The organism is Microbacterium sp. LBN7 (assembly GCF_045690345.1).
Classification (GTDB): domain Bacteria; phylum Actinomycetota; class Actinomycetes; order Actinomycetales; family Microbacteriaceae; genus Microbacterium.
Genome location: NZ_CP147856.1, coordinates 67,347 through 94,195 on the forward strand (window position 1 = coordinate 67,347; position 26,849 = coordinate 94,195).

Genomic DNA, 26,849 nt, shown 5'->3' on the forward strand with positions numbered 1-26,849 from the left:
GACACCTCGGACGCCGTGTCTGTCGTATCGTGAACGGGTGACGAGGATCATCGCCGGACGGGCACGCGGAGCACGACTCGAGGTGCCGGGCGCCGGCACACGTCCGACCAGCGACCGGGTGCGCGAGTCCCTGTTCGGCGCTCTGGAGTCCGCGGATGCCATCGACGGCGCGCGCGTGCTGGACCTCTATGCGGGATCCGGGGCCCTCGGGCTGGAGGCTCTCAGCCGCGGCGCGGCGAGCACGGATCTCGTCGAGCGCGGACGCCAGGCGGCCGCGCTGATCCGCCGCAACGCCGCAACCGTGGCGAAGGCGGGCGGTTCGGCGGCCGTCCGTGTGCACGAGGTGGCCGTGCACACCTACCTGCTGCGGGCCTCCGGCACGTTCGACCTCGTGTTCTCCGACCCGCCGTACGATCTCGACGATGAGGCGATGACGGCCGACCTGGTCGCCCTCGCGCCGCTGCTCTCGCCACAGGCGCTCGTCGTCGTCGAACGTGCTCGGCGCTCGACACCGCCTGACTTCGCCGCAGCGGGCCTCGAGCTGTTCCGCGAGAAGGCCTACGGCGACACGGCGCTGTGGTGGGCGGAGCCGGTCTCACCGGACGCTGAGCCCGGGATCGATGCTCAGCCCGGGATCGACGCTCAGCCCGCGACCGAGTCCCAGTCGCGATAGGGATCCCAACCGGAGACGTCCACCGGGTGCTCGTCGCACAGCAGCTCGTCGCTGCCGGCGGCCCGCACCTCGCCGATGACCCGGAATCCGGGCGGGAGGACGCCGTCCGGGAACGTCGCGAGGAGACCGTGATCCTCGCCGCCCGCCAGCGCACGATCCGGATCGTCGCCGAGGGACCCGCCGTCGAGAGCGATCGTCACGCCCGACGCCGCGGCCATCCGCCGCGCATCGAGTGCGAGGCCGTCGGAGATGTCCATCATGGCGGTCGCGCCCGCCGTCGCGGCCACCGGGCCGAGTCCGACCGGCGGAGAAGGACGCAGCTGCGCGGCGACCGCGGCGCTCTCCCCCGCGGCGAGCTTCGACGGATCGATCGCGACCGGCACGTCGCCGTCACGGAACCGACCGAACAGCACGGCGAGGCCATGCGCGGCGTGCCCCAGCTCGCCCGCGACCGCGACCACGTCGCCCGGTCGGGCGCCGGAGCGGGTCACCGCCGCCCGTCCCTCCAGATCGCCGAGCGCGGTCACCGCGACGGTCAGCACATCGGAGACCGTGAGGTCCCCGCCCACCACGGCGCAGCCGGGAGCCAACGCCGCGCAGGCCTCACGGAACCCGTCGGCGAGCCGCTCGACGAAGGACAGGCGCAGATCACGCGGGACGGCGAGGGCCACGAGAAGCGCGGTCGGGCGGGCGCCCATCGCCGCGATGTCCGCGAGGTTCACCGCCGCCGCCTTCCAGCCGAGGTCGTACCCGTTCGACCAGGCGAGCCGGAAGTCCGGTCCGTGCACGAGGGTGTCCGTCGTCGCCACCACGCTGCCCGACGGCGCGGCGACGACAGCCGCATCGTCGCCCGGCCCGAGGAGCGTGTACGTCCCCGGAGCGGTGCGGGTGAGGATCGCTCGGAGGATCGCGCCCTCCGAGAGATCTCCGAGGGCAGGGTCGTCGGCTGCGGGTCGGGAGGGCATGCTGTCAAAGGTAGCCTGGAAGCATGCTCCGTTCCCGTCGCCTCGCAGCCGTCGCAGGTGCGGTGATCCTGGCCGCGGCCCTCGCCGGCTGCTCCACGACCGTGCATCTCGAACCCGCCGAGGATGCGAACGATCCCGGCTGCGCTGCGGTCTCCGTGCTGCTCCCGGACAGCGTCGGAGGGTTCGACCGGGTCTGGACCGATGCTCAGGCGACCGGCGCGTGGGGCGACCCGACGATCGTGCTGCGCTGCGGCGTCGAGCCGCCCGCCCCGTCCGCGCTCGTGTGCACGACGATCGGCGGCGTCGACTGGCTCGTCCTCGATCAGGAGGAGGAGCGCCAGCGGCTCGTCACCTACGGCCGCGAACCCGCCGTCGAGGTCAACATCCGCCGCGGCGAGCAGATCGACTTCCAGGCCGTGGTCGACACGATCTCGTCCAGCATCCAGCCGGGGCTCTCCCCGGCGACCGCGCAGTGCACCGAGCGGGTCGAGTTCCCCGCGGGCTGAATCAGCGCCGCAGCCCGGCCTCGACCAGTTCGGTGATCAGATCGCCGTAGCTCAGCCCGGAGGCCACCCAGCACTTCGGGAACATCGAGATCGGCGTGAAGCCGGGCATCGTGTTGAGCTCGTTGACGACCAGCTCACCCGCAGGCGTCAGGAACATGTCGACGCGGGCGAGACCGCGCCCGTCGACGGCCTCGAACGCGCGGATCCCGGCGTCCTGGATCGCGGCGACCTCGGCGTCGGTCAGCTCGGCCGGGCAGACGACGTCGACCCCGTCGCCGCCGAGGTACTTCCCCTCGAAGTCGTAGAACCCTCGAGAGGTCAGCACGATCTCGCCGGGAAGCGACGCCCGCACACCGTCGGCGCTCTCGAGCACCGCGACCTCGATCTCCCGGCCGCTCACCCCGGTCTCGATGAGCACCTTGTCGTCTTCGGCGAAGGCGGTCGCGAGAGCGGCATCCAGCTCGTCCAGGCTCTCGACCTTCGAGACACCGACGCTCGAACCGGCACGCGCCGGCTTCACGAACAGCGGCAGGCCGAGGTCTGCGGCGCTCGCGCGCACCGGCGCGGCATCCTGGTCCCACTCCCGACGTCGGACCGTGACGCCCGGCGCGACGGAGATGCCGGCCGCCTGGAGCGCGATCTTCATGAAGTGCTTGTCCATGCAGAGCGCGGAGTCGAGGACTCCACCGCCGGCGTAGGGAACCTCGAGGGTGTCGAAGAAGCCCTGGATCGTCCCGTCCTCCCCGTGCGTGCCGTGCAGGATGGGCAGGACCACGTCGATCTCGCCGAGCCCCTCGGTGTCACCGTCGGGGTGCACGACCCGCAGAGTGCGGTCGCCACCCGGCTCCGGCCACAGGACGCGGGTGCCGTTGTCGACCACCTCGGGAAGGTGCGCCGCGTCGAGCGGGAACTTCGCGGGGTCGTCGTCCTCGAGGACGAATGCCCCCTCGCGCGTGATCCCCACCGGGATCACGGAGTAGCGGTCGCGATCAATCGCTCCCAGCACGCCCCCCGCCGTTGCGGAACTGATCGAATGCTCGCTGGAGCGCCCTCCGAAGAGCACCACCACCGTCTGCTTGTCCATGGTTGGTCCTCTCACCCTGGGGGGTGTCGTCGTCCGTCGTCAGGTGGGGTGCGATATCGCGGGGATCCATCTTCCCGTCGAGCACCATCTTCACCTGTTCGACGATGGGCATGTCCACCTCGGACTCGCGGGCGAGCTGCAGCACAGGGGCGACGGAGGCGAGGCCTTCCGCCGTCTGCTGCATCTGCTTCACGACATCCTGGAAGCTGTATCCCTGGCCGAGCAGGCGCCCGGCCGTGTTGTTGCGGCTCAGCGGAGACTGGCAGGTCGCGATGAGGTCGCCGAGACCGGCGAGCCCCTGGAGCGTCTCCGGGTGCGCACCGTTCGCCACGGCGAAGTCGGTCATCTCGACGAGGCCGCGGGTGATGATCGAGGCCTTGGTGTTCTCGCCGTAGCCCACGCCGTCCACGATGCCGATCGCGACCGCGATCAGGTTCTTCAGCACACCGCCGAACTCCGTGCCGATCACGTCGGTGTTCACGAACGTGCGGAAGTAGCTGTTCCGCGCCGCCCTCGCGACGATCTCCGCCGTCTCCTGGCTGCGCGAGGAGATCACGGCGGCGGTCGGCTGCTCGCGGGCGATCTCCAGAGCCAGGTTGGGCCCGGATGCCACGGCGATGCGGTCGGGATCGCAGCGCAGCTCCTGCTGGATGACCTGGCTCATGCGCAGTCCGGTGCCGCGCTCGACGCCCTTCATCAGGCTGACGATCTTGGCGTCGCTGTCGGCCAGCAGGGGGCGCAGCGCCTTGAGGTTCTCACGCAGCGACTGGCTCGGCACCGAGAGATAGACCTGCTCCGCGCCCTCGAGCGAGGTGGCCAGCTCATGCGTCGCCGCCATCGAGCGGGGAAGGTTGATGCCTGGTAGGTATCGCGAGTTGCGCTTGGCCTCGTCGATCTCGTGCGCGAGCTCGGCGCGGCGTGCCCACATCGTCACCTGCGCCCCGCCGTCGGCGAGGATCTTGCCGAAGGTGGTGCCCCAGCTGCCGGCGCCGATGACCGTGGCCCGCGGGCCGATCGGGACGGCGGGTCTCTTAGGAGTCAAGGCGACCCGTCTCCTTCTGGCCGTGGCTCGCGGGATTCCAGCGTTCCGCGGGCGCCTTCTCATCGCGCAGCTCCTCGAGCAGAGCGGTGATCGCATCCATCAGACGCGTGGTCGCCTCGTTGAGCGCCGCCGGCTCACCCGCGCGGCTGCGCAGGTCGGAGACGTCGACCGGATCGCCGATGACCACCTGCACGGGCTTGCGCAGCGGCCAGAGGCTGAGGCCCTTCTGGTAGCGGCCCATGATGGCCTGCGTGCCCCACTGCGCCATGGGGATCAGCGGGATGCCGTCGGCGAGGGCCAGTCGCACCGCGCCGGACTTGCCGCGCATCGGCCAGAGCTCGGGGTCGCGCGTGAGCGTGCCCTCCGGGTACACGATGACGCCGCGTCCGTGCTCGACGAGCTCGGCCGACTGCTTCATGGTCTGCTTCGCGGACGCCGCGGACGACGTGCGGGCCACGGGGATCATGCCGGTGCGCTTCAGGAACCACCCCAGCACCGGTACACGGAAGAGGCTCTCCTTGGCCATGAACCGCGGGGCGCGGCCGATGCGCCACACGGCGACGGACACGATCAGCGGATCGAACTCGGAGTAGTGGTTCGGAGCGAGGACGAAGGACCCCTCCTGCGGAAGCTTCTCCGCACCCGTGACGCGGATCTTCGCGATCAGGGCGACCGGTGGGATCACCAGCGCGGCGAGCGGCCAGAAAACACTCGGCCGCGTCGTCTCCGACGATCGGGAAGTCACCCGCGTCACCGGATGACGTCGAAGTCGGCGCCCAGTGCGTCGAGCTTGGCCAGGAACTTCTCGTAGCCGCGGCTGAGGATGTCGACGCCCGAGACCTTCGACTCGCCCGTCGCGGTGAGGGCGGCGATGACGTGGCTGTAGCCGCCCCGGAGGTCGGGGACGACGATGTCGGCGCCGTGCAGCGGGGTCGGGCCGGTGATGACGGCGGCCTGCTCCAGCTCGCGACGCGGAACCCGACGAGGACCGGCCTGAAGGCCGTGCGGGTGCACGACGATGTCGGCGCCCATCTTGACCAGCGCGTCGGTGAAGCCCATCCGGTTCTCGTACACGGTCTCGTGCACCACGGAGCGGCCGTGCGCCTGCGTGAGCGCCACCACGAGCGGCTGCTGCCAGTCGGTCATGAAGCCGGGGTGCACGTCGGTCTCGACGACCACGGGCTGGATGTCGCCGTCGCGACGGAAGAGGATGCCGTCCTCCTGGACGTCGAACCAGCCGCCGGCCTTGCGGAACACGTTGAGGAACGTGAGCATCTCCTGCTGCTTCGCTCCGCCGACGAAGATCTCGCCGTCGGTCGCCAGCGCGGCAGACGCCCAGGACGCGGCCTCGTTGCGGTCGAAGATGGAGCGGTGGTCGTAGCCGCGGAGCTTCTCGACGCCCTCGATCACGATGACGCGGTTGGGCTCGTAGGAGATGATCGCGCCCATCTTCTGCAGGACGGCGATGAGATCCATGATCTCGGGCTCGATGGCCGCGTTGCGCAGCTCCGTCGTGCCCTCCGCGCGGACGGCGGTGAGCAGCACCTGCTCGGTGGCGCCGACGCTCGGGTACGGGAGGTGGATGTTCGCCCCGTGCAGACGCCCGTGCGGCGTGGAGAGACGGATGCCGCTGGGGAGCTTCTCGACCACGGCGCCGAACTTGCGGAGCGCGTCCAGGTGGAAGTCGATCGGGCGATCGCCGATGCGGCATCCGCCGAGGTCGGGGATGAACGCCTGACCGAGACGGTGCAGCAGCGGTCCGCAGAAGAGGATCGGGATCCGGGAGGCGCCGGCATGGGCGTCGATCTCCTCGAAGTGCGCCGATTCGACGTCGCTCGGGTCGAACACCAGCGCGCCGGGCTCGTCTCCGTCGGAGACGTTGACGCCGTGCACTTCGAGCAGCGAGCGGACGACGGCCACGTCGCTGATCGCGGGGACGTCGCGGAGCACGCTGACGGTCTCGCCGAGGAGCGAGGCCACCATCGCCTTCGTCGCGAGGTTCTTGGCCCCCTTGACGTCGACGCGACCGCTGAGCGGGCGGCCGCCTCGAATGGCGAGGACGTCTCCGGTGAGAGCGGGGACTCCGTCCGGAAGAGCGTCGCGCACAGGTGTCGTCATTCGGAGCCTCACTTCATTCCACGGATTTCGGGGGCGGGTTGCCCCTGGCTCCCCCGCCCCCTCCGTGTCACTGCACGGGGAGGGTTCGGGGCCGCCACGACTCGCGACGGGCCTCGAACTGCGCGATCTTGTCTTCGTTGCGCAGCGTGAGCCCGATGTCATCGAGCCCTTCGAGGAGCCGCCATCTAGTGTAATCGTCGATCCCGATGTCGGCCTGGACGTCGCCGATCGAGGCGGTGCGCGCCTCGAGATCCACGGTGATCTGCGCCCCGGGATTCCGGTCGATCTCGGCCCAGATCAGCTCGAGATCCTCTTCCGAGATGGTCGCTGCGAGGAGTCCCTGCTTGCCCGAGTTGCCGCGGAAGATGTCGGCGAATCGCGGGCTGAGCACGACCTTGAAGCCGAAGTCGCGCAGCGCCCAGACGGCGTGCTCACGGCTGGATCCGGTCCCGAAATCGGAGCCGGCGACGAGCACCGAGGCCGCCTGGAACGGCGCCTGGTTGAGGACGAACTCCGGATCCTGACGCCAGGCGTGGAAGAGCGCATCCTCGAAGCCCGTCTTGGTGACCCGCTTCAGGAAGACGGCGGGGATGATCTGATCGGTGTCGACATTGGAGCGCTTCAGCGGAGCCGCGATGCCGGTGTGCGTGGTGAACTTCTCCATGATCAGGCCTCTTCTCCGATGGTGACGAGCAGATCGGCAGGGCTCGACAGCGTGCCGCGGATGGCGGTCGCCGCCGCGACGAGCGGCGACACGAGGTGCGTGCGCCCGCCCTTGCCCTGACGGCCCTCGAAGTTGCGGTTGGAGGTCGACGCGCAGCGCTCCCCCGGTGCGAGCTGATCCGGATTCATGCCGAGGCACATCGAGCAGCCTGCGAAGCGCCACTCGGCGCCGAAGTCGGTGATGATCTTGTCCAGGCCCTCGGCCTCTGCCTCGAGCCGCACGCGGGCGGAGCCGGGGACGACCATGACACGGACGCCGTCCGCCTTCTTCTTGCCCTCGATGATCGAGGCGAAGGCGCGCAGGTCCTCGATGCGGCTGTTGGTGCACGAGCCCATGAAGACCGCGTCGACGGGCACCTCCTTGAGCGGCGTCCCCGGCGTGAGGGCCATGTACTCCAGGGCGCGCTCCGCCGCGGCGCGCTCGTTCGGATCGGCGATCTCGGCCGGGTTCGGAACGGATGCCGACAGCGAGCTGCCCTGCCCCGGGTTGGTCCCCCAGGTAACGAACGGCTCGAGCTCGTCGGCGTCGATGAAGACCTCGGCGTCGAACACCGCGCCCTCATCGGTGGGCAGCGTGCGCCAGTAGGCGACGGCATCCTCCCAGTCCTGGCCCTTCGGCGCGTGCTGGCGCCCTTCCAGGTAGGCGAACGTCGTCTCGTCGGGCGCCACCATCCCGGCGCGGGCGCCGGCCTCGATCGACATGTTGCAGATCGTCATGCGGCCCTCCATCGACAGCGCGCGGATGGCGCTGCCGCGGAACTCCAGGACGTAGCCCTGACCGCCGCCGGTGCCGATCTTGGCGATCACGGCGAGGATGATGTCCTTGGCGGTGACGCCGGGGCGCAGCGTGCCCTCGACCGTGATCGCCATGGTCTTGAAGGGCTTGAGCGGCAGCGTCTGCGTGGCCATGACGTGCTCGACCTCGCTCGTGCCGATGCCGAACGCCATGGCGCCGAACGCGCCGTGCGTCGAGGTGTGCGAGTCGCCGCAGACGACGGTGATGCCGGGCATGGTCAGGCCGAGCTGCGGTCCGACCACGTGCACGATGCCCTGCTCGGCGTCGCCCAGCGAGTGCAGGCGCACGCCGAACTCGGCCGCGTTGCGCCGCAGCGTCTCGATCTGCGTGCGACTGGTGAGGTCGGCGATCGGCTTGTCGATCTCCCACGTCGGGGTGTTGTGGTCTTCCGTGGCGATCGTGAGGTCGAGTCGGCGGAGGGGGCGGCCTTCGCTGCGCAGGCCGTCGAAGGCCTGCGGGCTGGTGACCTCGTGCACGAGGTGCAGGTCGATGTAGATGAGGTCCGGTTCGCCGTTCTCGCCCTTGACGACGAGATGGTCGTCCCAGACCTTCTCGGCCAGGGTCCTGCGGCGTGCGGAATCGGAACCGGGTGCGGGGGTGCTCATTGCGTTTCTCCAGAAGCTGGCGGTTCGGCCCACGATGGACTCCGCGACGAGGAGGGGCTCAGAACGAGGTCTCGTCGCGGCCGCTAAGAAGAAGGAGCACGGTCCGCATGACGTCAGATTACCACCGCCCAGGCGTGCTCCGACCCGCCGTGACACTCTGTTCTTCACCCGACCGACCGAGAGGCACCGCATGACCGTCGACACCGCCCGCTTCGCCACCCGTGCGGTGCATGCCGCGAGAGGCCGCGAGACGGCGGCACCCCGAGCCACGCCGATCTACCTCACGGCCGGGTTCGAGTTCGACGACTTCGACCATGCGGCGGACCACTTCGGCACCGGCACCGGATTCGGCTACACCCGCACCGGGAACCCGACCGTGCACGCGGCAGAGCGTCAGCTCGCCGCCCTCGAGTCCGGAGCGGATGCCGTGCTCGTCGCGAGCGGGCAGGCCGCGGTCGTGACGGCGCTGCTGACCGTCGCCGGCGCGGGCGATCACATCGTGACCTCGACGCACATCTACGAGGGGACCCGGGGCCTGTTCCTCGACAACCTCGCCCGACTCGACATCGAGACCACGTTCATCGACGACATCGCCGACCCGGAGGCCTGGCGTGCGGCGATCCGACCCAACACGCGCGCGCTGTTCGCGGAGTCCATCGCCAACGCCCGCAACGACGTGCTCGACGTCGCCGCCATCAGCGCCGTCGCCGACGAGGCGGCCATCCCCCTGATCGTCGACAACACGCTGGCCACTCCCTTCCTGCTGCGCCCGATCGAGCACGGCGCGGCGATCGTCGTGCACTCGGCGTCGAAGTTCCTCGCCGGCCACGGATCGGTCCTCGGCGGGGTGATCGTGGACGACGGTCGCTTCGACGCGGAGCGCGCGGGTCACAACGCACCGCATCTCGTGCTCCCCGGTCGCGGCGGACTGCCGAGCGTCGCCGCCCGGCACGGCGGCCGCGCGCGGATCGCGTACGCACGCGAGTCGGTGGCTCCGCGCTTCGGCGCCTCCCCCTCGCCTCTGAACGCCTTCCTGATCGGTCAGGGCGCGGAGACCCTCGGGCTGCGCGTCGAACGTCAGTCGCGCAACGCCCTGGCGATCGCTCAGTGGCTCGAGGCGCAGGAGGCGGTCGAGAGCGTCGACTACGTCGGCCTGCCGTCGCACCCGGATCACGACACCGCGGTGCGGTACCTCGAGGGCGGCTTCGGCTCCATCTTCACGTTCACTCTTCGCGGCGGCCTCGACGCCGCCCGCCAGTTCGTCGAGCAGGTGCGCGTCTTCACGCACATGACGCACATCGGCGACGTGCGCTCGCTGGTGCTGCATCCCGGCACGACGAGCCACGCGCAGCGCACGGAGGAGGAGCGCGAACTGCTCGGCGTGCGCCCCGGCACGCTGCGCCTGTCCATCGGCATCGAGGACATCGAGGACCTCATCTCCGATCTGGCGCGCGTGCTCGACGCCACGCGCGAGGCGGTGGCATGAGCCGCCCCCAGCACTTCGGGTGGTTCCTCGCCCGCGGTTTCGGGCCGCAGGGGTGGGGCTATCCCGCCCTCGACTGGGACTACGACTGGACGCGCCCCGAGATCTACCAGGAGGCCGCGCGAACGCTCGAGCAGGCGGGTTTCGATCTCGTCATCATCGAGGATGCTCCGTCGATGGGATCGCCGGAGACCATCGACATCCGCGTCCGGCACGCGTTCGGCGGTCCGAAGCACGACCCGCTGCTCCTCGCGCCCTACCTCTTCCAGGCCACGAAGCACCTCGGTGTCGTTCCGACCGTCAACCCGGCGGCGTCTCTCCCCTACACGTCCGCGCGACAGTTCGCGACGCTGCAGCACCTGAGCGCGAATCGTCTCGGCCTCAACGTCGTGACCGACACCGGCAGTGCACGCCACTTCTCGGATGCCGCCCAGCTGGGCCACGACGAGGCGTACGACCGCGCCGAGGAGTGGCTCGACGGCATCCGCTCGCTCTGGCGCAGCTGGGACGAGGGCGCGCTGGTGCGGGATCGCACCACGGACGTGTTCGCGGACGGCGCGAGGATGCGACGCGTGCAGCACCGCGGCACGCACTACTCCTTCGACGGGCCGCTCAACGCACTGCCCTTCACCGACGGCGAGCCGGCGATCGTGTCACCCGGAGGTTCCGGACGCGGCCTCGGCTTCGCCGGAGCGAATTCCGACGTGCAGCTCGCGCTCGCCCCGTTGCACGAGGCATCCGTCCGTGCATACCGGGCGAAGATCCACGATGCCGCCGTCGCCGCGGGCCGCCGCCCCGACGACATCAAGATCCTCTTCGCCATCCAGCCGGTGATCACCTCGTCTTCCGAGGAGGCCGATCGTCTCGTCGCCGCGTCGGCGCATCCCGACGACTCGGCCCTCCTGCAGATCGCCCGCAAGCAGTCGAGCGATCTCGAGACCGATCTCACGTCGCTCGACCTCGACAAGCCGCTCGACCTCGAGATCTTCGGCCCGCACGTCTCGCGCGGGAGCATCCAGCGACTGGTCGGCGACCGCGGTGAGGATGCCCCGCTGCGGGCGCACCTGACGGCCCTCGTGCGCGCCGGCCGCTTCTCCGACCGCACCGGCTTCGTCGGGACCGCCGAGGAGTTCGCCGATGTGATCGAGGAACTCGGCGAGTGGGGCAACGACGGCGTGCTGCTGTGGGGCGACTTCCACCCGGTCAGCCTGCACCGCACGCTCGACGAGCTGGTCCCCGCGCTCCGCCGACGCGGCATCCTCCGTCGCGAGTACACGGACGGCGGGCTGCAGGCGAACCTGCGCGCCTTCTGATCGGGAGGCTCGGCAGCCGCGCTACCAGCCCAGCGAGCCCGGGCCGCCTTTGAACGGTCCGACGACCGAGGACGTGACCCACCCGCCGTAGAAGCCGCCCGGCTGCGGGGAGACGACCTCGTCCCCGACGGTGCATCCGTCCATCGGCCCCGCGTACACCGCGACCCGGTCACGCAGCGTCTCGAACCCCGGCGCGGGATTCGGGTAGTTCCACGCCGCGCCCTCGCGCACCGTGTCTCCGCCGCGCACGTCGAGGTAGCGCGCGGCGCCCTTGAACTCGCAGAACGAGCTGCCGGGAGCATCCGTCAGCGCTCCCGGGACGAAATCGACGATCGGGAGATAGTAGACGGGAGGATGGCTCGTCTCGAGCACCCGCACGGCATCCCGGGTATCGGCGATCAGCACGCCGCCGAGGCGGATGGTCACGCGCTCCCCGACCGGCTCGACCCGAGGTGGCCTCGGGTAGTCCCACACGGATTCCTGCCCCGGAGCGGGGATGACGGGAAGAGGTCGGCGCATCTGTTCAGAGTACGTCGCTCCGTGTTGACTGATGTCATGACCGCGATACCGATGTTCCCGCTCGGCTCGGTGCTCTTCCCGTTCACCCGCTGCCGCTGCGCGTGTTCGAGCCGCGGTATCTCACGATGGTCGGACGGCTTCTCGACGAGGACGACCCCGAGTTCGGCGTCGTGCTCATCGAGCGCGGCCACGAGGTCGGCGGCGGCGACCGGCGCAGCAGCATCGGCACGATGGCCCGGCTGGTCAGCGTCTCGGCCGGCGCCGAGGTGCTGACCGCCGTCGCTGTCGGCACCGATCGCTTCACGGTCGAGCAATGGCTCGACGACGACCCCTACCCCCGCGCGGATGTCACGCCGCTTCCCCGACTCGAGTGGGACGATGCACTCGCCCCGCTGGAGAAGGAAGCCGAGGCCATCGTGCGTCGCACTCTCGCTCGCGCGCCCGAGACGCGGTGGGACGCCGACACCGAGCTCGCCGATGACCCGCTCGCCGCGGCATGGCAGCTCGCCGCGATCGCTCCGCTGGGCGAATACGACAGGTACACCCTGCTGCAGTCGACGACGGCCGGCGCCCTCCTTCGACAGATCATCGATCTCACGCTCGAGGCCGAGCTCCTGTGGTCAGCCGAGTGATCTCACTCGGTGATGACCGCCTTCTTCTCGGCCCGCTTCTCGCGCCCTGAGGCGATGAGGCTGGCGATCGTCGCGATCGTCATCGACGCGATGATCACGCCCAGCGAGACCATGTTGTCGATGTCGGGCACCCACTCGACGTGCTCGCCGCCGTTGATGAACGGCAGCTCGTTCACGTGCAGCGCATGCAGGATGAGCTTGATGCCGATGAAGCCGAGGATCACGGCGATGCCGTAGTGCAGGTAGCGCAGGCGGTCGAGCAGGTCGCCGAGCAGGAAGTACAGCTGGCGCAGGCCCATCAGCGCGAAGATGTTCGCCGCGAACACGAGGAAGCCGTTCGTCGTGATCTCGAAGATCGCCGGGATCGAGTCGATCGCGAAGATCAGGTCGGTCACACCGATCGTGATGAGCACGATGACCATCGGAGTGAACATCCGCTTGCCGTCTACCGTGGTGCGCAGCTTCGAACCGTCGTAGTGGTCGCTGATGTCGATGCGCCGACGCAGCAGTCGCACGACGAAGTTCTCGCGCTGCACCTCGCCCTCGTGATCGCCGTCCGGCATCGCCTGGCGGATCGCCGTCCAGATGAGGAATGCGCCGAAGACGTAGAAGATCGGCGAGAAGTTCTCGACGATCGCGACGCCGACGAGGATGAACGCGCCGCGCAGGACGAGGGCGATGATGATCCCGATCATGAGCACCTGCTGCTGCAGCCGCCTCGGAACGGCGAACTGCGCCATGATCAGCACGAAGACGAAGAGGTTGTCGATCGAGAGGCTGTACTCGAGCGCCCATCCGGTGATGAAGTCGCCCGCGTTCTTCCAGCCGCCTACGTTGCCGAGCAGCACCGCGAACAGCAGCGCGAGGCCGACGTAGAACACCACCCAGAGGGTGGACTCCTTCGTCGAGGGGATGTGCGGGCGCAGCTTGATGAGCAGGAGGTCGCCGATGAGGATGATCGTGAGGACGACCATCGAGGTGATCTCGAACCAGAGAGGGATTTCCAAGGGCGCACGGCACCTTTCAGGAGGGTCGGGAAGAAGCCGAAAGTCTCTCCCCCGCACAGAAGTGCGTCGCGCGCCCGGAGCAGCGATGCCGATGCTCGTGATGACGTTACGCGCGGATCCGGGATACTCCCTCTCGCGGGAGCAATGCTACCGGAGCAACACTGTCTCGGAGAACGACATTGCATGGTGGAATAGTCGTCGTGACCTCGACTTCGCACCCAGACCACATCGAACACGGCATCGCTCCCCTGGAGACCCGGCCCCAGAACTCCTGGGCCCGGGCGATCGGCTCGCTCATCTTCGTCAGCCGCTGGCTGCAGGCCCCGCTCTACCTCGGCCTGATCGTCGCCCAGCTGGTCTACGTCGTCGTGTTCATGGTGGAGCTGTGGCACCTGATCGCCGAGGACGTGTTCGGCGACATCACGCACATCGAAGAGGCCACCATCATGCTGACGGTGCTCGGCCTGATCGACGTCGTGATGATCGCGAACCTCCTCATCATGGTGATCATCGGCGGATACGAGACCTTCGTCTCGCGTATCAACACGGAGGGGCACCCGGATCAGCCCGAGTGGCTCTCGCACGTCAATGCGAACGTGCTCAAGGTGAAGCTCGCGATGGCGATCATCGGCATCTCCTCGATCCACCTGCTCAAGACATTCATCGAGGTGGGCGGCATGAGCGAGTCGGGGATCAACGAGGACGGCGAGAAGTACACCCCGACCGGCGTCCTCTGGCAGGTCGTCATCCACTGCGTGTTCATCCTCTCGGCCCTCGCGCTGGCCTGGATCGACAAGATGTCGCAGAGCACGGCGAAGGCCGCGCACGCTGCGGCGCAGACCGCTCCGCAGAACGCCGCGCACTGATCTGAGACGATGGGGCGTCCGTCGACACTTTCCCAGTGAGAGACACCGAACGGAAACAGGATGCCCGTGCAGACGAGTGATCAGAGATGGGCCGCGCAGGCCGCAGCAGGCGACGAGAGCGCCTTCCGCGAGCTGTACCGAGCCCACGTACGACCGGTCTACTGGATCGCCAACGGCATCCTCGCGTCGCCCGCCGACGCCGAGGATGTGACGCAGGAGACCTTCGTGGTCGCGTGGCGCAAGCTCCCGGGGCTCGAGCTCCAGGGCGAGTCGATCCTGCCGTGGCTGGCGACGATCTGCCGATTCCAGGCGGCGAACCGGCTCCGCCAGCGCCGCCGTGACCAGGCTCACACGGCCGAAGCCCTCGACGAGGAGCTGCCGGACACGGTCAGCGTCGAGGAGCAGGTCATCACCGCGGATCTCGCGGCGCGGATCGCCGCCGAGGTCGGCACACTGAGCGAGCTCGATCGCGAGATCTTCCGCCTGTGCGCATCCGAGGGCTATGCCTATCAGGCCGCAGCCGAAGAGCTCGGCGTGAGCCACGCCGTCGTCCGGAACCGTCTCTCCCGAGTGCGCACCCAGTTGCGCGGCGCTGTGAAGGAAGCGAGAGACGCATGAACGACCAGACCCCCCGAGACGAGCTCCCCGAGCTCTCCGACGAGACCATCGCCCGCATCGAGACCTCCGTGTTCTCGGCGATCGAGGCGGAGCGCCCACGCGTGGCGGCGCCGTCCGCGGACCGTGCGCGGACCAGACGGCGTCGCTGGCTGACCGGCGCCGGAGTCGCGGCCGCCTTCGTCGTCGGCGTCCTCGTGACACCCCCGATCCTCGGCGCCGTCGGCGGCGGATCGATGATGACCGCGGACGGTGCCGGCGGAAGCGTCGCCGAGTCCGGCGCCGCCTCCCCCGACCGGAGTCTCGAGATCGCTCCCGGTGCCGTGGATGAGGCGGCGACCGACCCTTCTGCGCTTGCCGGCAAGGAGCTCGCGGTGAGCGACCGGGAGATCATCGCCACCGCCCGCGCCACCGTGCAGGTCAAGAGCATCACAGATGCCGCCGCGGCCATCACCGCCCTGGCCGAGGAGCGCGGCGGCTACGTCGAGAGCACGGAGATCGGCAAGGCCGTGGCGGTCGACGGCACGACCGAGCCGGTCCCCGCCGATTCCGGCTACGGATGGATCAGCATCCGCGTGCCCTCCGCCGAGCTGTCCGACGTGATCGCCGCTCTCGAGGATTCGGGCGAGGTGCTGTCCTCCTCGATCTCGAAGCAGGACGTCACCTCGGTCGCGATCGACCTCCGCGCCCGCGTCGACGCGACGAAGGCATCCGTCACGCGGCTCACCGAGCTCATGGCCCAGTCGGGCAGTGTCTCGGAGCTGATCGAGGCGGAGGTCGCGCTGACCGACCGTCAGGCGCAACTCGAGTCCTACGAGCAGCAGCTCGCGTCGATCGAGGATCAGGTCGCGATGTCGACGCTCCAGGTCGAGCTGACCCGCACCACCGCGCCGACGACGGCGGACCCGGCCGGATTCGGCGATGGGCTGCTGGCCGGCTGGAACGGCCTCGTGGTCTCGCTGAACGCACTCGTCATCGCCGTCGGCTTCCTCCTCCCCTGGCTCGCGGTCGCCGGGTTCGTCGTGCTGGTCGTGTGGCTCATCCGCCGGGCCCGTCGCACCCGGCGCGCGAGACGGAACGCGACGACGACGGCGTCCGACGCGGACTGATCGTCTGATCGAGAGCGGCTCCCGGCACCGTCGGGGGCCGCTCTTCGTTGATTTTCCGGGGTATACAAGAAGTCTTGTGGAAACTGCGAGGCCGCACATAGCGTTCTTCCCGTGGAAGACATCTCCGTGATCACCGCCGTGCACCACCCTCTGCGTCGCCGTATGTTCGACTATCTGCTGCTGTTCGGCGCCTCGCAGGTGACAGCGCTCTCCCGTGCGCTCGACAGCCAGGTGGGGAGCATCAGTCACCATCTGCGGATGCTGGAACGCGCGGGCGTCGTGGAGCGTGTGGAGGATCCGACCGGCGACAAGCGCACCAGCTGGTGGAGAGTCGCACGCCGCGGCCTGACCTGGTCGGCCGACGACTTCGCCGATTCCCCCGCCGACGCACTCCTCGCACGTGAGGCGCAGCGCCAGGGCATCCGCCTGCAGTTCGAGCGGCTGCAGCGCTGGCACCGCCACCGCCACGATGCGGACTACGCGGACTACGACGGCTACAGCACCGACAGCACCGCCTGGGCGTCACCGGCCGAGCTGCAGGACCTCTCGATGCGGCTCCTTGCCACGATCCGCGACTGGCAGGAGTCGATCGACGTCCGAGACGGGCAGGACCGCACCCCGGTCTTCCTCTTCGCCCACGCCTTCCCCTCGGAGCCCTGATGACCGCTGTCGTCGATCCGGTGCAGGTGCGCGAGGTTCCGCCGTTCCGCCGCGATCGTCTCGTGCACGCATGGATCGGGGTGAAGGCCCTGTCGGACGCCGGAGATGCGCTCTGGACCATCGCGCTGGTCTGGACGGCTGTGCAGATCGCCTCTCCCGCCGTCGCCGGCCTGATCGTCGCCGCCGGCACCGTGCCGCGAGCGGTGGTGCTGCTGTTCGGGGGCGTGATCGCGGATCGAGCCGATGCGCGCCTGGTCATGCTCCTGTTCAACACCATCCGAGTCGGCGTGCTCGTCGCGGTGACGCTCTGGGTCCTCGCCACCCCGCCGACCGTGGTCGTGCTGCTGTTCGCCGCGATCGCGTTCGGCGTGTGCGACGCCTTCTACGAACCCTCGGCCGGCACGATCTCGCGCCGACTGGTCCGGGCATCCGACCTGCCGGCCTACGGCGCCGCGGCGCAGACGGCGTCGCGTCTGGGGACCATGGGCGGCGCCGCCGTCGGGGGCGTCATCGTCGCCCACGCCGGTCTCGCAGGGAGCGCAGCCGCGAACGCGCTGACCTTCACGTTCGTCGTCGCGTTCCTCGCGATCTGGCTGCGACCGCGCTTCCTGCTCGCGCGCGCCGAGAAGGAGTCCGCGCTGCGCGGGATCGCTGCCGGCTTCCGCCATCTCGCCGCCACCCCCACGACGCGCACGCTCGTGCTCGCCCTCTCCGGCCTCAACCTGGCCGTGGGACCGGCGGTCGGCATCGGACTCGCGCTGCGGGCGCACGACCAGGGTTGGGGCGCGCCGGCCGTCGGACTCTTCGAGGCGCTTCTCGGCCTGGGCGCGGCGATCGGCGCCGTCTCCGTCGCGAAGTGGCGTCCGCGCCGCGAGGCGGTCGCGGGGTTCTGGGCGCTCGTCGTGCAGGGCGCGGCAATCGTCGCCCTCGGATTCGGGCCGATCTGGACCGTGGCGGCATCCGCCTTCGTCGTCGGCGCGACGGCCGGATACGCCTCGGTGCTGCTGAGCGCGACGTTCTCGGCGACCGTCGACACCGCCTATCTCGGACGCATGGGCTCGATCACGCGGCTGGGCGACGACTGCCTGATGCCGCTCGCCATGGCCGGGTTCGGTGCGCTGGCTTCGGCGACCTCCGTCTGGGTGCCCTTCGTGCTCTTCGGGGTCACGATGATGGGGCTGATGGTCGTGCCTCTCCGCACCGGCACCTTCCGCGAGATGTCTTTGCGCTCCGGCCGATGACACCCGAATACGAGGAAAGCCCCCGGCGAACCGGGGGCTTTCTCGTGTCGTGTGACCCCAGCGGGATTCGAACCCGCGTTACCGCCGTGAGAGGGCAGCGTACTAGGCCGCTATACGATGGGGCCGTCTGGCCGGACGTTTCCGTCCCGCGGCAACCGTTCAAGTATGCCACGACGATTCTCGGTCCGCAAAATCGAGGCCGCCCTTCGCGAACTCTCGGGCGTGGCGGGCGGCGAATGTGTTTGCCGCCGAGCGTCCGAAGGGGTTGACTCGTCTCATGCGCGTCACGAAGTTCGAACATGCCACCCTCCGCATCGATGTGGACCAGGACACCCTCCTGATCGATCCGGGCTCCTTCACGTCTCCGCTGGTCGACCTCGGCGGCCTCGTCGGCGTCGTGATCACGCACGAGCACCCGGATCACTGGACTCCGGACCACCTGGATCGCATCCTGCGCGATGCCCCCGGGACCCCGATCTACGCGCCGTCCGGCGTCGCGCGCGCTGCCGAGGGATACGAGATCACCGTCGTCGCTCCCGGCGACACGATCGAGGTCGGGGCGTTCACCCTTCGGTTCTTCGGCGGCACGCACGAGGTCATCCACTCCTCGCTCCCGGTCGTCGAGAACGTCGGCGTGCTCGTGAACGACGAGCTCTACTACCCGGGCGACTCCTACGCGGTGCCGGAGGGCGTCGAGGTCGACACGCTCGCAGCTCCGCTGGGCGCGCCGTGGCTCAAGATCGGCGAGGCCATGGACTACGTGCTCGCGGTGAAGCCGAAGCGCTCGTTCGGCACCCACGACATGACCCTCTCCGTCATCGGCAAGAACATGCACCGCCAGCGCCTGCAGTGGGCGACGGAACAGGGCGGCGGTGCGTTCACGGTGCTCGAGCCCGGCGACTCGCTCGACCTGTGACAGGCCCCGTTCGTCGGCTCCTGCCGGAGCCGACCCCTCGTCTGCGCTTCCGCGAGATGACCGCCGGCGACCTCGATGCGATGGCCGAACTGCTGGGCGACCCCGAGGTGATGGCGTACTACCCGGCGCCGAAGACCCGGTCGGAGAGCGCCGACTGGATCGCACGCATGCGGGACAGGTACGAGAGCCACGGCCACGCCCTCTGGACGATCGAGACGCACGACGGCGTGTTCGTGGGCGACTGCGGCATCACGTGGCAGTCGGTCAACGAAGCTCCGGTGCTGGAGGTCGGCTACCACGTGCACCGATCCCTGCAGCGGCAGGGGCTAGCGACCGAGGCGGCGCGCGCATGCGTGGATCTGGTCGCACGGGAGTTCGCGCCGACGCTGCTGACCGCGATCATCCATCCGGACAACACCGCGTCGCGCCGTGTCGCGGAGAATCTGGGCATGACCCACATCGACGATGACCACGCGCATCCGTGGATCGTTCGCACCGTGATGGGGATGCAGGTCTCTCCGCGTTAGCTCCGCGTGATCGCCCGCACCCGGAGCGAGCGCTCCAGATGGTCGCGCTGCTCGATGACGAGGCGCCGGAGGGCCGCGGGCGCCTCCGCGTGCTCAGCGAGCCATGCGTCTGCCCGGTCCAGGGAGTCGCCCGCGGGGAAGAGCCCGACCACGAGGCGTCTCGCCAACTCGATGCTGCGCGCGTCCCACGCCTCGCGGATCCGGGCGAAGTACTCCGCGTCGAACTCCGCGATCAGATCGCGACGCCCTCCCGCCCGGAAGCCGGCGATCTCGGCATCCAGATGGTCGTTGCTCAGCGAGTGATCGGTCCACGCCGTGTTCCAGGCCTGCCGACGCACCTCCGCATCCGGGCGCGACGACAGGGCGCGCCGCTCGGCGGTGCGCCCGCTGCCGGTGTCGTCGCGCGCGAGCTCGGCGGCGATGTCGTCGGCGCCCGCATGGCCCGTCGACACGAGAGCCGTGAGCAGCTGCCAGCGCAGATCGGGGTCGACGGTGAGACCGTCCGGAACCCGGCCGTCGAGCATCGCCCGCAGCTCGACGTGCCGTACGTCGTCGAAAGCGGATGCCGAGGCGAGGGCCCTCGCCCACGACAGCTGCGCGTCGCCGCCGGGCTCCGCGACCTGCAGAGCGCTCCCCGCCGCTTCTGTCCAGGCGCGCTGCTCGTCGGCGCGGTGCGCGTCGGGGACGAACTGGCGCACCGCCACGGCGGCGTTGGCGAGCACACCGGAGAGCAGCCCGATGTTCCCCTCCCCCGGAGCGTGCGTCCGCACGATCGAGAGGTAGCGACGCGCATCGAGCACGCCGTCGCGGGTCGCGTTCCACAGCGACGACCACACGAGGGCCCGCGCCAGCGGATCATCGACCGCGGACAGCGACTCCTCGACGGTGCGGAGCGAACGCTCGTCGAGCCGGGCCTTCGCATACGTGAGGTCGTCGTCGTTGACCAGCACGAGATCGGCCTCGCCGAGCTCGATCTCGGTCTGCTCGCCGACGATGTCGAGTTCGCGCTGCTCGCGACGCACCACGCGCCCGTCGACGCGGTCATAGAGACCGATGCGCAGGCGGTGCGGGCGCGGATCGGTCTGCCGCAGCGTGCGGCGGCCCTCGGCATCCGTCTCGATCCACAGGGCCGACACCCCGGATGTCTGCAGCCATGCGCGCGACCAGTCGCTCATGTCGCGGCCCGACACGGCGCTCAGCTCGACGAGGAAGTCGTCCAGGGTCGTGTTGCCGAAGGCGTTCGCGGCGAAGTACCGGCGCGCTCCCTCGAAGAAGGCATCGTCGCCCACGAACGCGACGAGCTGCTTGAGCACGGCGGCGCCCTTGGCGTACGTGATGCCGTCGAAGTTCAGCTTCGCGGCCTCGAGGTCGGTGATGTCGGCGACGATCGGGTGGGTGGTCGGCAACTGGTCCTGCTGATACGCCCAGGCCTTGCGGTTCGCGGCGAACTTCACCCATGCGTCGTGGAATCGCGTCGCGACCGCTGAGGCGTGCGACCCCATGTAGTCGGCGAACGACTCCTTCAGCCAGAGGTCGTCCCACCACTTCATCGTGACGAGGTCCCCGAACCACATGTGCGCCATCTCGTGCAGGATCGTGTTCGCGCGGGCGGCGCGCTGGGCGTCGGTGGCCGCTCCGCGGGAGATGTACCCCTCCGTGAACGTCACGAGACCCGGGTTCTCCATGGCGCCGAGGTTGTACTCGGGCACGAAGATCTGATCGTACTTCCCCCACGGGTACGGGTAGGCGAAGGCATCCGTGAAGAAGTCGAGGCCCTGACGGGTGATCTCGAGGATCTCGTCGGACTCCAGGTGCTGCGCGAGGGAACGGCGCACGAACACGCCGAGCGCGATGCGCTGGTCGTCGCGCTCCCAGGCTCCGTCGACCCGCGCGTAGGGACCGGCGGCGACGACCGTGATGTAGCTCGAGATCGGCAGCGTCGGGGCGAACTGCACGCGCTGCACGCCGAGGCCGGGATCGGTGCGCTCCGGGGCCTGGTTGGAGAGGACCTCCCAGCCGGAAGGCGCATCCACGACGAACGTGTAGGCGGCCTTCATGTCGGGCTGCTCGAAGCAGGCCATCACCCGGCGGGAGTCCGCGGGCTCGTACTGCGTGTAGAGGTACGTCGCATCGTCGACGGGATCATGGAACCGGTGCAGTCCCTCCCCCGATCGGCTGTAAGCCCCGACGGCCTCGACGCGGACCACGTTGGCAGTCGTCAGCCCCGACAGCACGATGCGGGCGCCGTCGTACTCGACAGGGCGCTCCTCACCGTTCACGACGACGCGACGCACCTCTTCTCCGATGAAGTCGAGCCAGGTCGCGTCGACCGTCGCGTCGAACTCGAGAGTCGTCGTCGTCGGGAAGCCGGTCCGTGCGCGCTCCGGCGCTCCGGTCAGGTCGAGCTCGACGCGGATGCTGCGCAGAGTGACCGCCGCGGATCGCGCCGCGGTCTCCTGTCGGCTGAGGTTGGCGGTGTCCATCCCACCATCCTTTCATCCGGCGGCTACCGACCCGGACGCCCGCCCTCGCTCAGCGCCGACGCTCCCTCTTCTCACGCCGTCCGGCCTTGCGGCTCTTCTCGGGCCCGCCGAGCAGACGACGGATGGCCGTCTCCGGCGTCACGGTCAGATCGAGCGTCTGTCCGCGGGCGTAGAGCCGGAAGACACGAGGGTCGATGTAGCTGCCGCGCGCGACGGCCGTCGTGTTCCCGAGTGCCGTCGCCGTCGCCTGGACCGCGAGACGCTCCGCCCTGGCCCGATCCCCGCGACGGTCGAGCTCGCCGATCCGCGCCAGCGCATCCGCTGCGGTGATCGTGCCGTGCAGGGTCCGGAAGTCCTTCGCCGAGAACGTGGCACCCGTGATCTCGCGCACGTACGCGTTGACCTCCGCCGGAGTGATGCGCACGCGCCGACGCCCCTTGCGGTAGGCGAGGAGGAACTCCCGTGGGCCACCCGCGGCGAATTCGGTGAGAGCCTCGGCGAGGGAGTCGTCCGTGATCTCGATCGACGCCGTCCTGCCGCTCTTCGCGGGGAAGGACAGGGCGACAGCGCTGCCGTCGAGCTTCACGTCGCGTCTGCGCAGGGTCGTCAGCCCGCGGCTGCCGTGACGCACGAGGTATCGCTCGGATCCGATGCGGAGCGCGGCGTCGTCGAGCAGGCGGAAGGCGATCGCGAGAGCCTTGGCCTTCGTCTGCCCGTCGTCACCGAGCGCGCGGGTCACCTGGGCCCTGGCGCCCGGAAGCGCGGCGGCGAGGTCGAGCGCGCGGATGAACTTGCGTCGATCACGCGAGACCCGCCAGAGCGGGTGATACAGGTACTGCTTGCGTCCGGCTTCGTCGATGCCCACGGCCTGGATGTGAGCCAGGGGGTCGGCGGCGATCCAGACGTCGGTCCATGCCGGCGGGATCACCAGGTCGCTGACCCGCTCCCGATCGGCCTCCGGAGCCGTCTCACCCGCCGCATCCACGTAGCGGAACCCGGACCCGGATCGCACACGACGGAATCCGGGGTCCTGCCCGGGAACGACGCGGTTCAGTCTCGCCATCCGCTCTGCCTCCTCGACTCATTGTCGGATCGAGGATGTCGTGCTTGCTTCGCCACTGAAAGGGAGTGGCGTCGCGTGCTCTGCCGTGCTATCGATCCCCGGCACGGGGTGCGGCGAAGGCACTGCGCATATGGTCGCTCGTGAGGAAGTCGGCGATGCCGATCATGATCAGGCTGAAGACGATCTGCTCGGAGACCATCCAGAGCGGGTAGAGGCCGGGGATCGCCGCCATCACGAGCGTGATCACCGGGAAGATCTGCGCGAACAGCCGCAGCCGTCGATACGCCCACCGCCATCCTCGCCGCGCCCGCCAGGCGAAGTAGAACAAGGTGGCGGTCATCGCGAGCACGACCAGCGTCCGCATCCAGACGGCGAAGGAGACCGGCTCCCCCTCGACGGCGAGCAGCAACGCGACCACGACGGCTCCGACGCCGATCACGAGCTCGACGACGAGAAGCCAGAGGATCCAGGTGAACGCTCGCACGGTCTTGGGGTGTGTGCGGTCGGCCTCGCTGATCGCGACGCCGGCCTGCCGCCCGCCCGCGATCCGGTCGAGACGGAGGAAGAGGGATTCCAGGGCCATGGCTGGAGCCTAAGGGCTTCGACCCCCGCCGTCGTCGTCCGTTCGATGGATGCCGGAAACGCCCGCAGCCCCGGCATCCGGTCCGCCATCGGCACCGACCGACGACACTCCGTTCGCCTCGGGCAGGACGACCCGTTCGAGCACCAGGGCCAGCACGCCGACGGCGAGGCTCCCCGCGATCATCACGCCGATGAACCAGCCGTCCCATCCCCCGCCGAGCATCACACCGGCCACGAGCGGTCCCGTGATGGCGCCGCCCTGGAAGGCCGCGGAGTTGATCGCGTTGTAGCGCCCTCTCGTGCGGTCGGAGGCGAGATCGTTGTAGATGGCGGGGACCGTGGGCTGCAGCATCGTCTCCCCGAATGCGAAGACGCCCATGAAGGCGATCACACCGATCGCTGCCGTCACCGAGCCGGGAAGGAATCCCGTCGCTCCGAGAATCACCCACGACAGCGCCCAGATGAGCGCCATCACCTGCATGACCCTGGTGCGTCGTCGGCCGGAGATGAGCCGGAGCACCGCGAACTGCAGCAGAACGATCACCGCCGTGTTCACGGCGAACGAGAGGCCGACCACCTGCGTCGACACCTCGGAGACCTGCCGCGCGAATGCCGGGAACCCCGCCTCCATCTGCCCGTATCCGATGAACACGGCCAGGAACGTCAGCAAGGTGAGCCACAGGACGGCCGGCCGACGGAGGATCTCGCGGTACCCGCCGACCGGGGGCGCGTCGGCCTCGGCCTCGTGCTGAGTGCGCACGTGGCGGAGCGGTCCAAGCAGCAGCGCCAGCGGGATGAGACTGCTCGCCGCATCGACCAGGAAGATCGTCGTGAACGTCGTGGGGTCGTGCACGTCGACGAAGAACCCGCCGATCACACCGCCGACGCCGATGCCGAGATTCACCAGAGCGAAGTTGACGCCGAAGTACTGCTGACGCACCTCGCCGTCGACGACCGTGGCGATGAGCGCGTTGAAGCCCGGCCATGAGACGCCGAAGTTGACGCCGATGAGGATGACGGCGATCGCGGCGACCGCCGGATGCGTGGCGAACGCGAGCAGCGCGCAGCCCGCGATCATCGACAGGAGTCCGACGATCAGCACGCGCCGCGCGCCGAAACGGTCGATCAGCGTCCCGCCGGGGCCCGTGACGATCAATCCGGTGATCGCGATGAGGCTCATCAGCGCGCCCGAGATGCCGAGATCGAATCCGCGGACCTCGTGGAGATAGATGATCGTGAACGGGAGCGTCATCCCTCGACCGAGAGTCTGGATCGCCACGGTCGACAGCAGCCAGCGTCCTTCGGTGGGCAGCGCGTTCCAGAAGCTTCTCATGCCGGTCACCCGAGCATTCTTCCCGATGCCTCCGACATCCTCCGTGCGCAGGGCCGGATCACCCGAACGCGAATCCGGATTGTCCGGATCCCACCGGTTCTGGGATGATCCTGAACATGGCACTGTCACTCGAGGAGTTCCGCGCCGCCCTGCTGAGCGCGGACGGACGCCGTCACCTCGGCATCACGCTGACGGATGCCGAGGCGCAGCAGGTGCACGACGACCCGGCATCCGCGCAGAGCTGGTACTCCTACTGGCTCACGACCCCCGCCGCCGCGGCCGCTCCCGCGACGACGCCGTATCCCGCCGTACCGCAGGTCCCCTCACCTCCGGCGCCCTCACCTCCGGCGCCCGTGCCGCAGGCTCCCCTCGGCGATCACGATCTGACGCGGATCCTGCCCGCCGCACCCGGGGCGTACGCGGGTGGATCTCCGTACCCTTCGGCCCTCCCCCCGACGGACACGGCTCCGCGGAAGAAGAACGTCGGACTCTGGGTCACTCTCTCGATCCTCGGGGCCCTGCTGCTGATCGCGGCGATCGTCGTCGTCTTCGCCTTCACGACCGCGCGCCACTGGACCAAGGTCGATGTGCCCGAGAAGCCGGAGACGTTCCACAGCGAGGAATTCGAGACCGGACGGTTCGACGTGGCCATGGACGCGGTCAACCCCTGCTTCGTGAACCAGGACTGGACCGACTGCATCACCGTGATGCAGGCGCAGTACGACGCGACGTGCGCCGGTGTCGAGCTCACCGAGTCGGCCGCCGCCCTGTGCGCGGACTACCTCGCGGCCGTCGACGAGATGAGAGCCCTCGACGAACCGGGGTCGTACGTCGCCTCGCTCGGCGACTACGGCAGCCTCTCGCGCACTGCGGAGATCGACACCCGGCAGGTGTCCAACAACGATCAGGCACCGGCCGTGACCCACGAGGCCGTCTGCTACCTGGGCTTCATCGGAGAGTGCGAGTAGTCCGGGATCAGCTCCGCGGCAGAGCGAGAACGCGCTTGAACGCCGCGTCGGCCGCGGCATCGACGATCTGACGATCCGGGTTCGCGTCGTACCACGCCAGGATCTCGTGCGCTCCCTTATCGAAGGTGACCGTGGTGCGGAACTCGGGCACGAGGCCCTTCACCTTGCTGTTGTCGAAGACCATCGAGTGCGCCTTGTCGCCCAGCAGGCCATCACCCCACGCGGGGTGCACCGCCGCGATCGTGTCGGACGCGACGTGCACGAGCTCGGGATCGACGCCGGCCGCCGCTCCGAGCCATCGATAGATCTGATCCCACGTCGGCGCGTGATCACCCGTGATGTGGAACGCGTCGCCCACGGCGGCAGGATGGCCGAGGAGACCCACGAACCCCACCGCGAAATCCCGAGTGTGCGTGATGGTCCACAGACTGGACCCGTCGCCGTGCACCACGACCGGCTTGCCCGCGCGCATCCGGGCGATGTCGGTCCATCCGCCGAGCGTCGGCACCGAGGTCGCGTCGTAGGTGTGCGACGGCCGCACGATCGTCACGGGGAACCCGCGTTCCCGGTAGGCCGAGACGAGCAGGTCCTCGCAGGCGATCTTGTCTCGCGAGTACTGCCAGTGCGGATTGCGCAGCGGCGTGGACTCGGTGACCGGAAGACGTGACGGCGGCGTCTGGTACGCCGACGCCGAGCTGATGAACACGTACTGCCCGACCCGGCCCTCGAAGAGATCGATGCCAGACTGCACCTGATCCGGCGTGAAGGACAGGAAATCCGCCACGACGTCGAAGTCCTCCCCGGCAGCGTCCAGCGCCGCCCGGGTCGCCTCCGGATCCCTGATGTCGGCGACGATCGACCGGGCACCGTCGGGCAGCGGACGGATGCCGGTGGTCCCGCGGTTGAGCACCGTGACGTCGTGGCCGAGGTCGAGGGCGTGCGACACGCTGGCGGAGCTGATGATCCCCGTGCCGCCGATGAACAGGATCCGTTGTGGGCTCATGAGGTCAGTCTGCCAGG

Annotated in this window: 26 protein-coding genes, 1 tRNA gene and 1 pseudogene; 13 read left to right on the forward strand and 15 right to left on the reverse strand. The window is 69.3% G+C overall.

The features are described from left to right. Window positions 1-37: 37 nt before the first annotated feature. Window positions 38-673, forward strand: a complete 636-nt coding sequence (rsmD, locus tag LBN7_RS00325; protein WP_407360637.1) for a 16S rRNA (guanine(966)-N(2))-methyltransferase RsmD — start codon at window positions 38-40, stop codon at window positions 671-673. On the opposite strand, the gene thiL is transcribed toward rsmD, so the two are convergent. Next, window positions 643-1,638, reverse strand: a complete 996-nt coding sequence (gene thiL / locus LBN7_RS00330) for a thiamine-phosphate kinase (protein WP_407360638.1) — start codon at window positions 1,636-1,638, stop codon at window positions 643-645. The genes rsmD and thiL overlap by 31 nt on opposite strands. Window positions 1,639-1,661: 23 nt before the next feature. Between thiL and LBN7_RS00335 the strand changes: the two genes are divergently transcribed. After that, window positions 1,662-2,144, forward strand: coding sequence for a DUF3515 domain-containing protein (locus LBN7_RS00335; protein WP_116635098.1), 483 nt, complete (start codon window positions 1,662-1,664; stop codon window positions 2,142-2,144). Between the two features lies 1 nt (window position 2,145). Here LBN7_RS00335 and LBN7_RS00340 read toward each other — a convergent pair whose 3' ends face one another. From LBN7_RS00340 to leuC, 6 genes are all read right to left on the reverse strand, one after another. Beyond that, window positions 2,146-3,228 (reverse strand): D-alanine--D-alanine ligase family protein, encoded by a 1,083-nt coding sequence (locus LBN7_RS00340; RefSeq protein WP_407360639.1) that lies wholly within the window; start codon window positions 3,226-3,228, stop codon window positions 2,146-2,148. Then, window positions 3,134-4,270 carry an NAD(P)H-dependent glycerol-3-phosphate dehydrogenase gene (locus tag LBN7_RS00345; RefSeq protein ID WP_116635100.1) on the reverse strand — a complete coding sequence of 379 codons (1,137 nt, stop codon included), beginning with the start codon at window positions 4,268-4,270 and terminating at the stop codon, window positions 3,134-3,136. Before LBN7_RS00345 ends, LBN7_RS00340 begins: the two co-directional genes overlap by 95 nt. Further along, window positions 4,260-5,024 carry a 1-acyl-sn-glycerol-3-phosphate acyltransferase gene (locus LBN7_RS00350; protein WP_116635101.1) on the reverse strand — a complete coding sequence of 255 codons (765 nt, stop codon included), beginning with the start codon at window positions 5,022-5,024 and terminating at the stop codon, window positions 4,260-4,262. The genes LBN7_RS00345 and LBN7_RS00350 overlap by 11 nt, the downstream gene beginning before the upstream one ends. Then, window positions 5,021-6,388, reverse strand: coding sequence for a UDP-N-acetylglucosamine 1-carboxyvinyltransferase (murA, locus tag LBN7_RS00355; RefSeq protein WP_116635102.1), 1,368 nt, complete (start codon window positions 6,386-6,388; stop codon window positions 5,021-5,023). Before murA ends, LBN7_RS00350 begins: the two co-directional genes overlap by 4 nt. Before the next feature lie 67 nt (window positions 6,389-6,455). Then, window positions 6,456-7,052 (reverse strand): 3-isopropylmalate dehydratase small subunit, encoded by a 597-nt coding sequence (gene leuD / locus LBN7_RS00360; RefSeq protein WP_407360640.1) that lies wholly within the window; start codon window positions 7,050-7,052, stop codon window positions 6,456-6,458. 2 nt (window positions 7,053-7,054) lie between these two features. Further along, entirely contained in the window at window positions 7,055-8,512 is a 1,458-nt protein-coding gene (leuC, locus tag LBN7_RS00365; RefSeq protein ID WP_407360641.1) for a 3-isopropylmalate dehydratase large subunit, read from the reverse strand. A gap of 190 nt (window positions 8,513-8,702) precedes the next feature. On the opposite strand from leuC, the gene LBN7_RS00370 reads away from it, so the two are divergent. Together LBN7_RS00370 and LBN7_RS00375 are read left to right on the forward strand one after the other, a co-directional pair. Then, window positions 8,703-9,998: an O-acetylhomoserine aminocarboxypropyltransferase/cysteine synthase family protein gene (locus LBN7_RS00370; protein ID WP_116635105.1), complete on the forward strand. Its 1,296-nt coding sequence runs from the start codon at window positions 8,703-8,705 to the stop codon at window positions 9,996-9,998. Continuing rightward, on the forward strand, window positions 9,995-11,308 hold the full coding sequence (locus LBN7_RS00375) for an LLM class flavin-dependent oxidoreductase (protein ID WP_407360642.1): 1,314 nt from the start codon (window positions 9,995-9,997) through the stop codon (window positions 11,306-11,308). The genes LBN7_RS00370 and LBN7_RS00375 overlap by 4 nt, the downstream gene beginning before the upstream one ends. Before the next feature lie 21 nt (window positions 11,309-11,329). On the opposite strand, the gene LBN7_RS00380 is transcribed toward LBN7_RS00375, so the two are convergent. Further along, window positions 11,330-11,827, reverse strand: coding sequence for a DUF427 domain-containing protein (locus tag LBN7_RS00380; protein WP_407360643.1), 498 nt, complete (start codon window positions 11,825-11,827; stop codon window positions 11,330-11,332). Window positions 11,828-11,863: 36 nt separating this feature from the next. On the opposite strand from LBN7_RS00380, the pseudogene LBN7_RS00385 reads away from it, so the two are divergent. Beyond that, a pseudogene (locus LBN7_RS00385) lies at window positions 11,864-12,459 on the forward strand (LON peptidase substrate-binding domain-containing protein). A 2-nt stretch (window positions 12,460-12,461) separates the two neighbouring features. Here LBN7_RS00385 and LBN7_RS00390 read toward each other — a convergent pair. Next, window positions 12,462-13,466, reverse strand: a complete 1,005-nt coding sequence (locus LBN7_RS00390) for a TerC/Alx family metal homeostasis membrane protein (protein ID WP_407360644.1) — start codon at window positions 13,464-13,466, stop codon at window positions 12,462-12,464. A gap of 200 nt (window positions 13,467-13,666) precedes the next feature. Between LBN7_RS00390 and LBN7_RS00395 the strand changes: the two genes are divergently transcribed. The 5 genes from LBN7_RS00395 (at window position 13,667) to LBN7_RS00415 (ending at window position 17,957) form a co-directional block, all read left to right on the forward strand. After that, complete coding sequence (locus tag LBN7_RS00395) at window positions 13,667-14,332, forward strand: TIGR00645 family protein (protein ID WP_243408880.1); 666 nt, start codon at window positions 13,667-13,669, stop codon at window positions 14,330-14,332. Between the two features lie 60 nt (window positions 14,333-14,392). Next, entirely contained in the window at window positions 14,393-14,950 is a 558-nt protein-coding gene (locus LBN7_RS00400) for an RNA polymerase sigma factor (protein WP_116635110.1), read from the forward strand. Then, on the forward strand, window positions 14,947-16,056 hold the full coding sequence (locus LBN7_RS00405; RefSeq protein ID WP_407360645.1) for a DUF4349 domain-containing protein: 1,110 nt from the start codon (window positions 14,947-14,949) through the stop codon (window positions 16,054-16,056). Before LBN7_RS00400 ends, LBN7_RS00405 begins: the two co-directional genes overlap by 4 nt. 111 nt (window positions 16,057-16,167) lie before the next feature. Next, window positions 16,168-16,716, forward strand: coding sequence for an ArsR/SmtB family transcription factor (locus tag LBN7_RS00410; protein WP_407360646.1), 549 nt, complete (start codon window positions 16,168-16,170; stop codon window positions 16,714-16,716). Then, window positions 16,716-17,957 carry an MFS transporter gene (locus LBN7_RS00415; protein ID WP_407360647.1) on the forward strand — a complete coding sequence of 414 codons (1,242 nt, stop codon included), beginning with the start codon at window positions 16,716-16,718 and terminating at the stop codon, window positions 17,955-17,957. The genes LBN7_RS00410 and LBN7_RS00415 overlap by 1 nt, the downstream gene beginning before the upstream one ends. Window positions 17,958-18,009: 52 nt before the next feature. Here LBN7_RS00415 and LBN7_RS00420 read toward each other — a convergent pair. Further along, window positions 18,010-18,082, reverse strand: a tRNA-Glu gene (locus LBN7_RS00420). A 152-nt stretch (window positions 18,083-18,234) separates the two neighbouring features. On the opposite strand from LBN7_RS00420, the gene LBN7_RS00425 reads away from it, so the two are divergent. After that, window positions 18,235-18,873, forward strand: coding sequence for an MBL fold metallo-hydrolase (locus LBN7_RS00425; protein WP_116635114.1), 639 nt, complete (start codon window positions 18,235-18,237; stop codon window positions 18,871-18,873). Then, complete coding sequence (locus LBN7_RS00430; RefSeq protein ID WP_407360648.1) at window positions 18,870-19,400, forward strand: GNAT family N-acetyltransferase; 531 nt, start codon at window positions 18,870-18,872, stop codon at window positions 19,398-19,400. Before LBN7_RS00425 ends, LBN7_RS00430 begins: the two co-directional genes overlap by 4 nt. Here the strand turns inward: LBN7_RS00430 and pepN are convergent. The 4 genes from pepN to LBN7_RS00450 form a co-directional block, all read right to left on the reverse strand. Then, entirely contained in the window at window positions 19,397-21,883 is a 2,487-nt protein-coding gene (gene pepN, locus LBN7_RS00435) for an aminopeptidase N (RefSeq protein WP_407360649.1), read from the reverse strand. The two genes, LBN7_RS00430 and pepN, sit on opposite strands and share 4 nt — an antisense overlap. Window positions 21,884-21,932: 49 nt before the next feature. Then, complete coding sequence (locus LBN7_RS00440) at window positions 21,933-22,946, reverse strand: DNA topoisomerase IB (protein ID WP_341945515.1); 1,014 nt, start codon at window positions 22,944-22,946, stop codon at window positions 21,933-21,935. A gap of 88 nt (window positions 22,947-23,034) precedes the next feature. Beyond that, the gene (locus LBN7_RS00445) at window positions 23,035-23,529 is read right to left on the reverse strand and encodes a hypothetical protein (RefSeq protein ID WP_407360650.1); all 495 of its coding nucleotides are present in this window, start codon (window positions 23,527-23,529) and stop codon (window positions 23,035-23,037) included. 9 nt (window positions 23,530-23,538) lie between these two features. Then, window positions 23,539-24,861, reverse strand: coding sequence for an MFS transporter (locus LBN7_RS00450; protein WP_243408903.1), 1,323 nt, complete (start codon window positions 24,859-24,861; stop codon window positions 23,539-23,541). Between the two features lie 116 nt (window positions 24,862-24,977). Here LBN7_RS00450 and LBN7_RS00455 point away from each other — a divergent pair, with 116 nt between their 5' ends. Continuing rightward, window positions 24,978-25,829, forward strand: coding sequence for a hypothetical protein (locus LBN7_RS00455; RefSeq protein ID WP_407360651.1), 852 nt, complete (start codon window positions 24,978-24,980; stop codon window positions 25,827-25,829). A gap of 7 nt (window positions 25,830-25,836) precedes the next feature. On the opposite strand, the gene LBN7_RS00460 is transcribed toward LBN7_RS00455, so the two are convergent. Beyond that, window positions 25,837-26,832 carry an SDR family oxidoreductase gene (locus LBN7_RS00460; protein WP_407360652.1) on the reverse strand — a complete coding sequence of 332 codons (996 nt, stop codon included), beginning with the start codon at window positions 26,830-26,832 and terminating at the stop codon, window positions 25,837-25,839. Between the last annotated feature and the right edge of the window lie 17 nt (window positions 26,833-26,849).

Coding starts and splice junctions, on each gene's coding strand:
- LBN7_RS00460 (WP_407360652.1), bottom strand. CDS start 26,832: ATGAGCCCACAACGGATCCTGTTCATCGGCGGCACGGGGATCATCAGC.
- LBN7_RS00340 (WP_407360639.1), bottom strand. CDS start 3,228: ATGGACAAGCAGACGGTGGTGGTGCTCTTCGGAGGGCGCTCCAGCGAG.
- LBN7_RS00450 (WP_243408903.1), bottom strand. CDS start 24,861: ATGAGAAGCTTCTGGAACGCGCTGCCCACCGAAGGACGCTGGCTGCTG.
- LBN7_RS00415 (WP_407360647.1), top strand. CDS start 16,716: ATGACCGCTGTCGTCGATCCGGTGCAGGTGCGCGAGGTTCCGCCGTTC.
- LBN7_RS00440 (WP_341945515.1), bottom strand. CDS start 22,946: ATGGCGAGACTGAACCGCGTCGTTCCCGGGCAGGACCCCGGATTCCGT.
- LBN7_RS00380 (WP_407360643.1), bottom strand. CDS start 11,827: ATGCGCCGACCTCTTCCCGTCATCCCCGCTCCGGGGCAGGAATCCGTG.
- LBN7_RS00400 (WP_116635110.1), top strand. CDS start 14,393: ATGCCCGTGCAGACGAGTGATCAGAGATGGGCCGCGCAGGCCGCAGCA.
- LBN7_RS00455 (WP_407360651.1), top strand. CDS start 24,978: ATGGCACTGTCACTCGAGGAGTTCCGCGCCGCCCTGCTGAGCGCGGAC.
- LBN7_RS00405 (WP_407360645.1), top strand. CDS start 14,947: ATGAACGACCAGACCCCCCGAGACGAGCTCCCCGAGCTCTCCGACGAG.
- leuC (WP_407360641.1), bottom strand. CDS start 8,512: ATGAGCACCCCCGCACCCGGTTCCGATTCCGCACGCCGCAGGACCCTG.
- LBN7_RS00375 (WP_407360642.1), top strand. CDS start 9,995: ATGAGCCGCCCCCAGCACTTCGGGTGGTTCCTCGCCCGCGGTTTCGGG.
- LBN7_RS00370 (WP_116635105.1), top strand. CDS start 8,703: ATGACCGTCGACACCGCCCGCTTCGCCACCCGTGCGGTGCATGCCGCG.
- thiL (WP_407360638.1), bottom strand. CDS start 1,638: ATGCCCTCCCGACCCGCAGCCGACGACCCTGCCCTCGGAGATCTCTCG.
- pepN (WP_407360649.1), bottom strand. CDS start 21,883: ATGGACACCGCCAACCTCAGCCGACAGGAGACCGCGGCGCGATCCGCG.
- LBN7_RS00425 (WP_116635114.1), top strand. CDS start 18,235: ATGCGCGTCACGAAGTTCGAACATGCCACCCTCCGCATCGATGTGGAC.
- LBN7_RS00335 (WP_116635098.1), top strand. CDS start 1,662: ATGCTCCGTTCCCGTCGCCTCGCAGCCGTCGCAGGTGCGGTGATCCTG.
- leuD (WP_407360640.1), bottom strand. CDS start 7,052: ATGGAGAAGTTCACCACGCACACCGGCATCGCGGCTCCGCTGAAGCGC.
- LBN7_RS00445 (WP_407360650.1), bottom strand. CDS start 23,529: ATGGCCCTGGAATCCCTCTTCCTCCGTCTCGACCGGATCGCGGGCGGG.
- murA (WP_116635102.1), bottom strand. CDS start 6,388: ATGACGACACCTGTGCGCGACGCTCTTCCGGACGGAGTCCCCGCTCTC.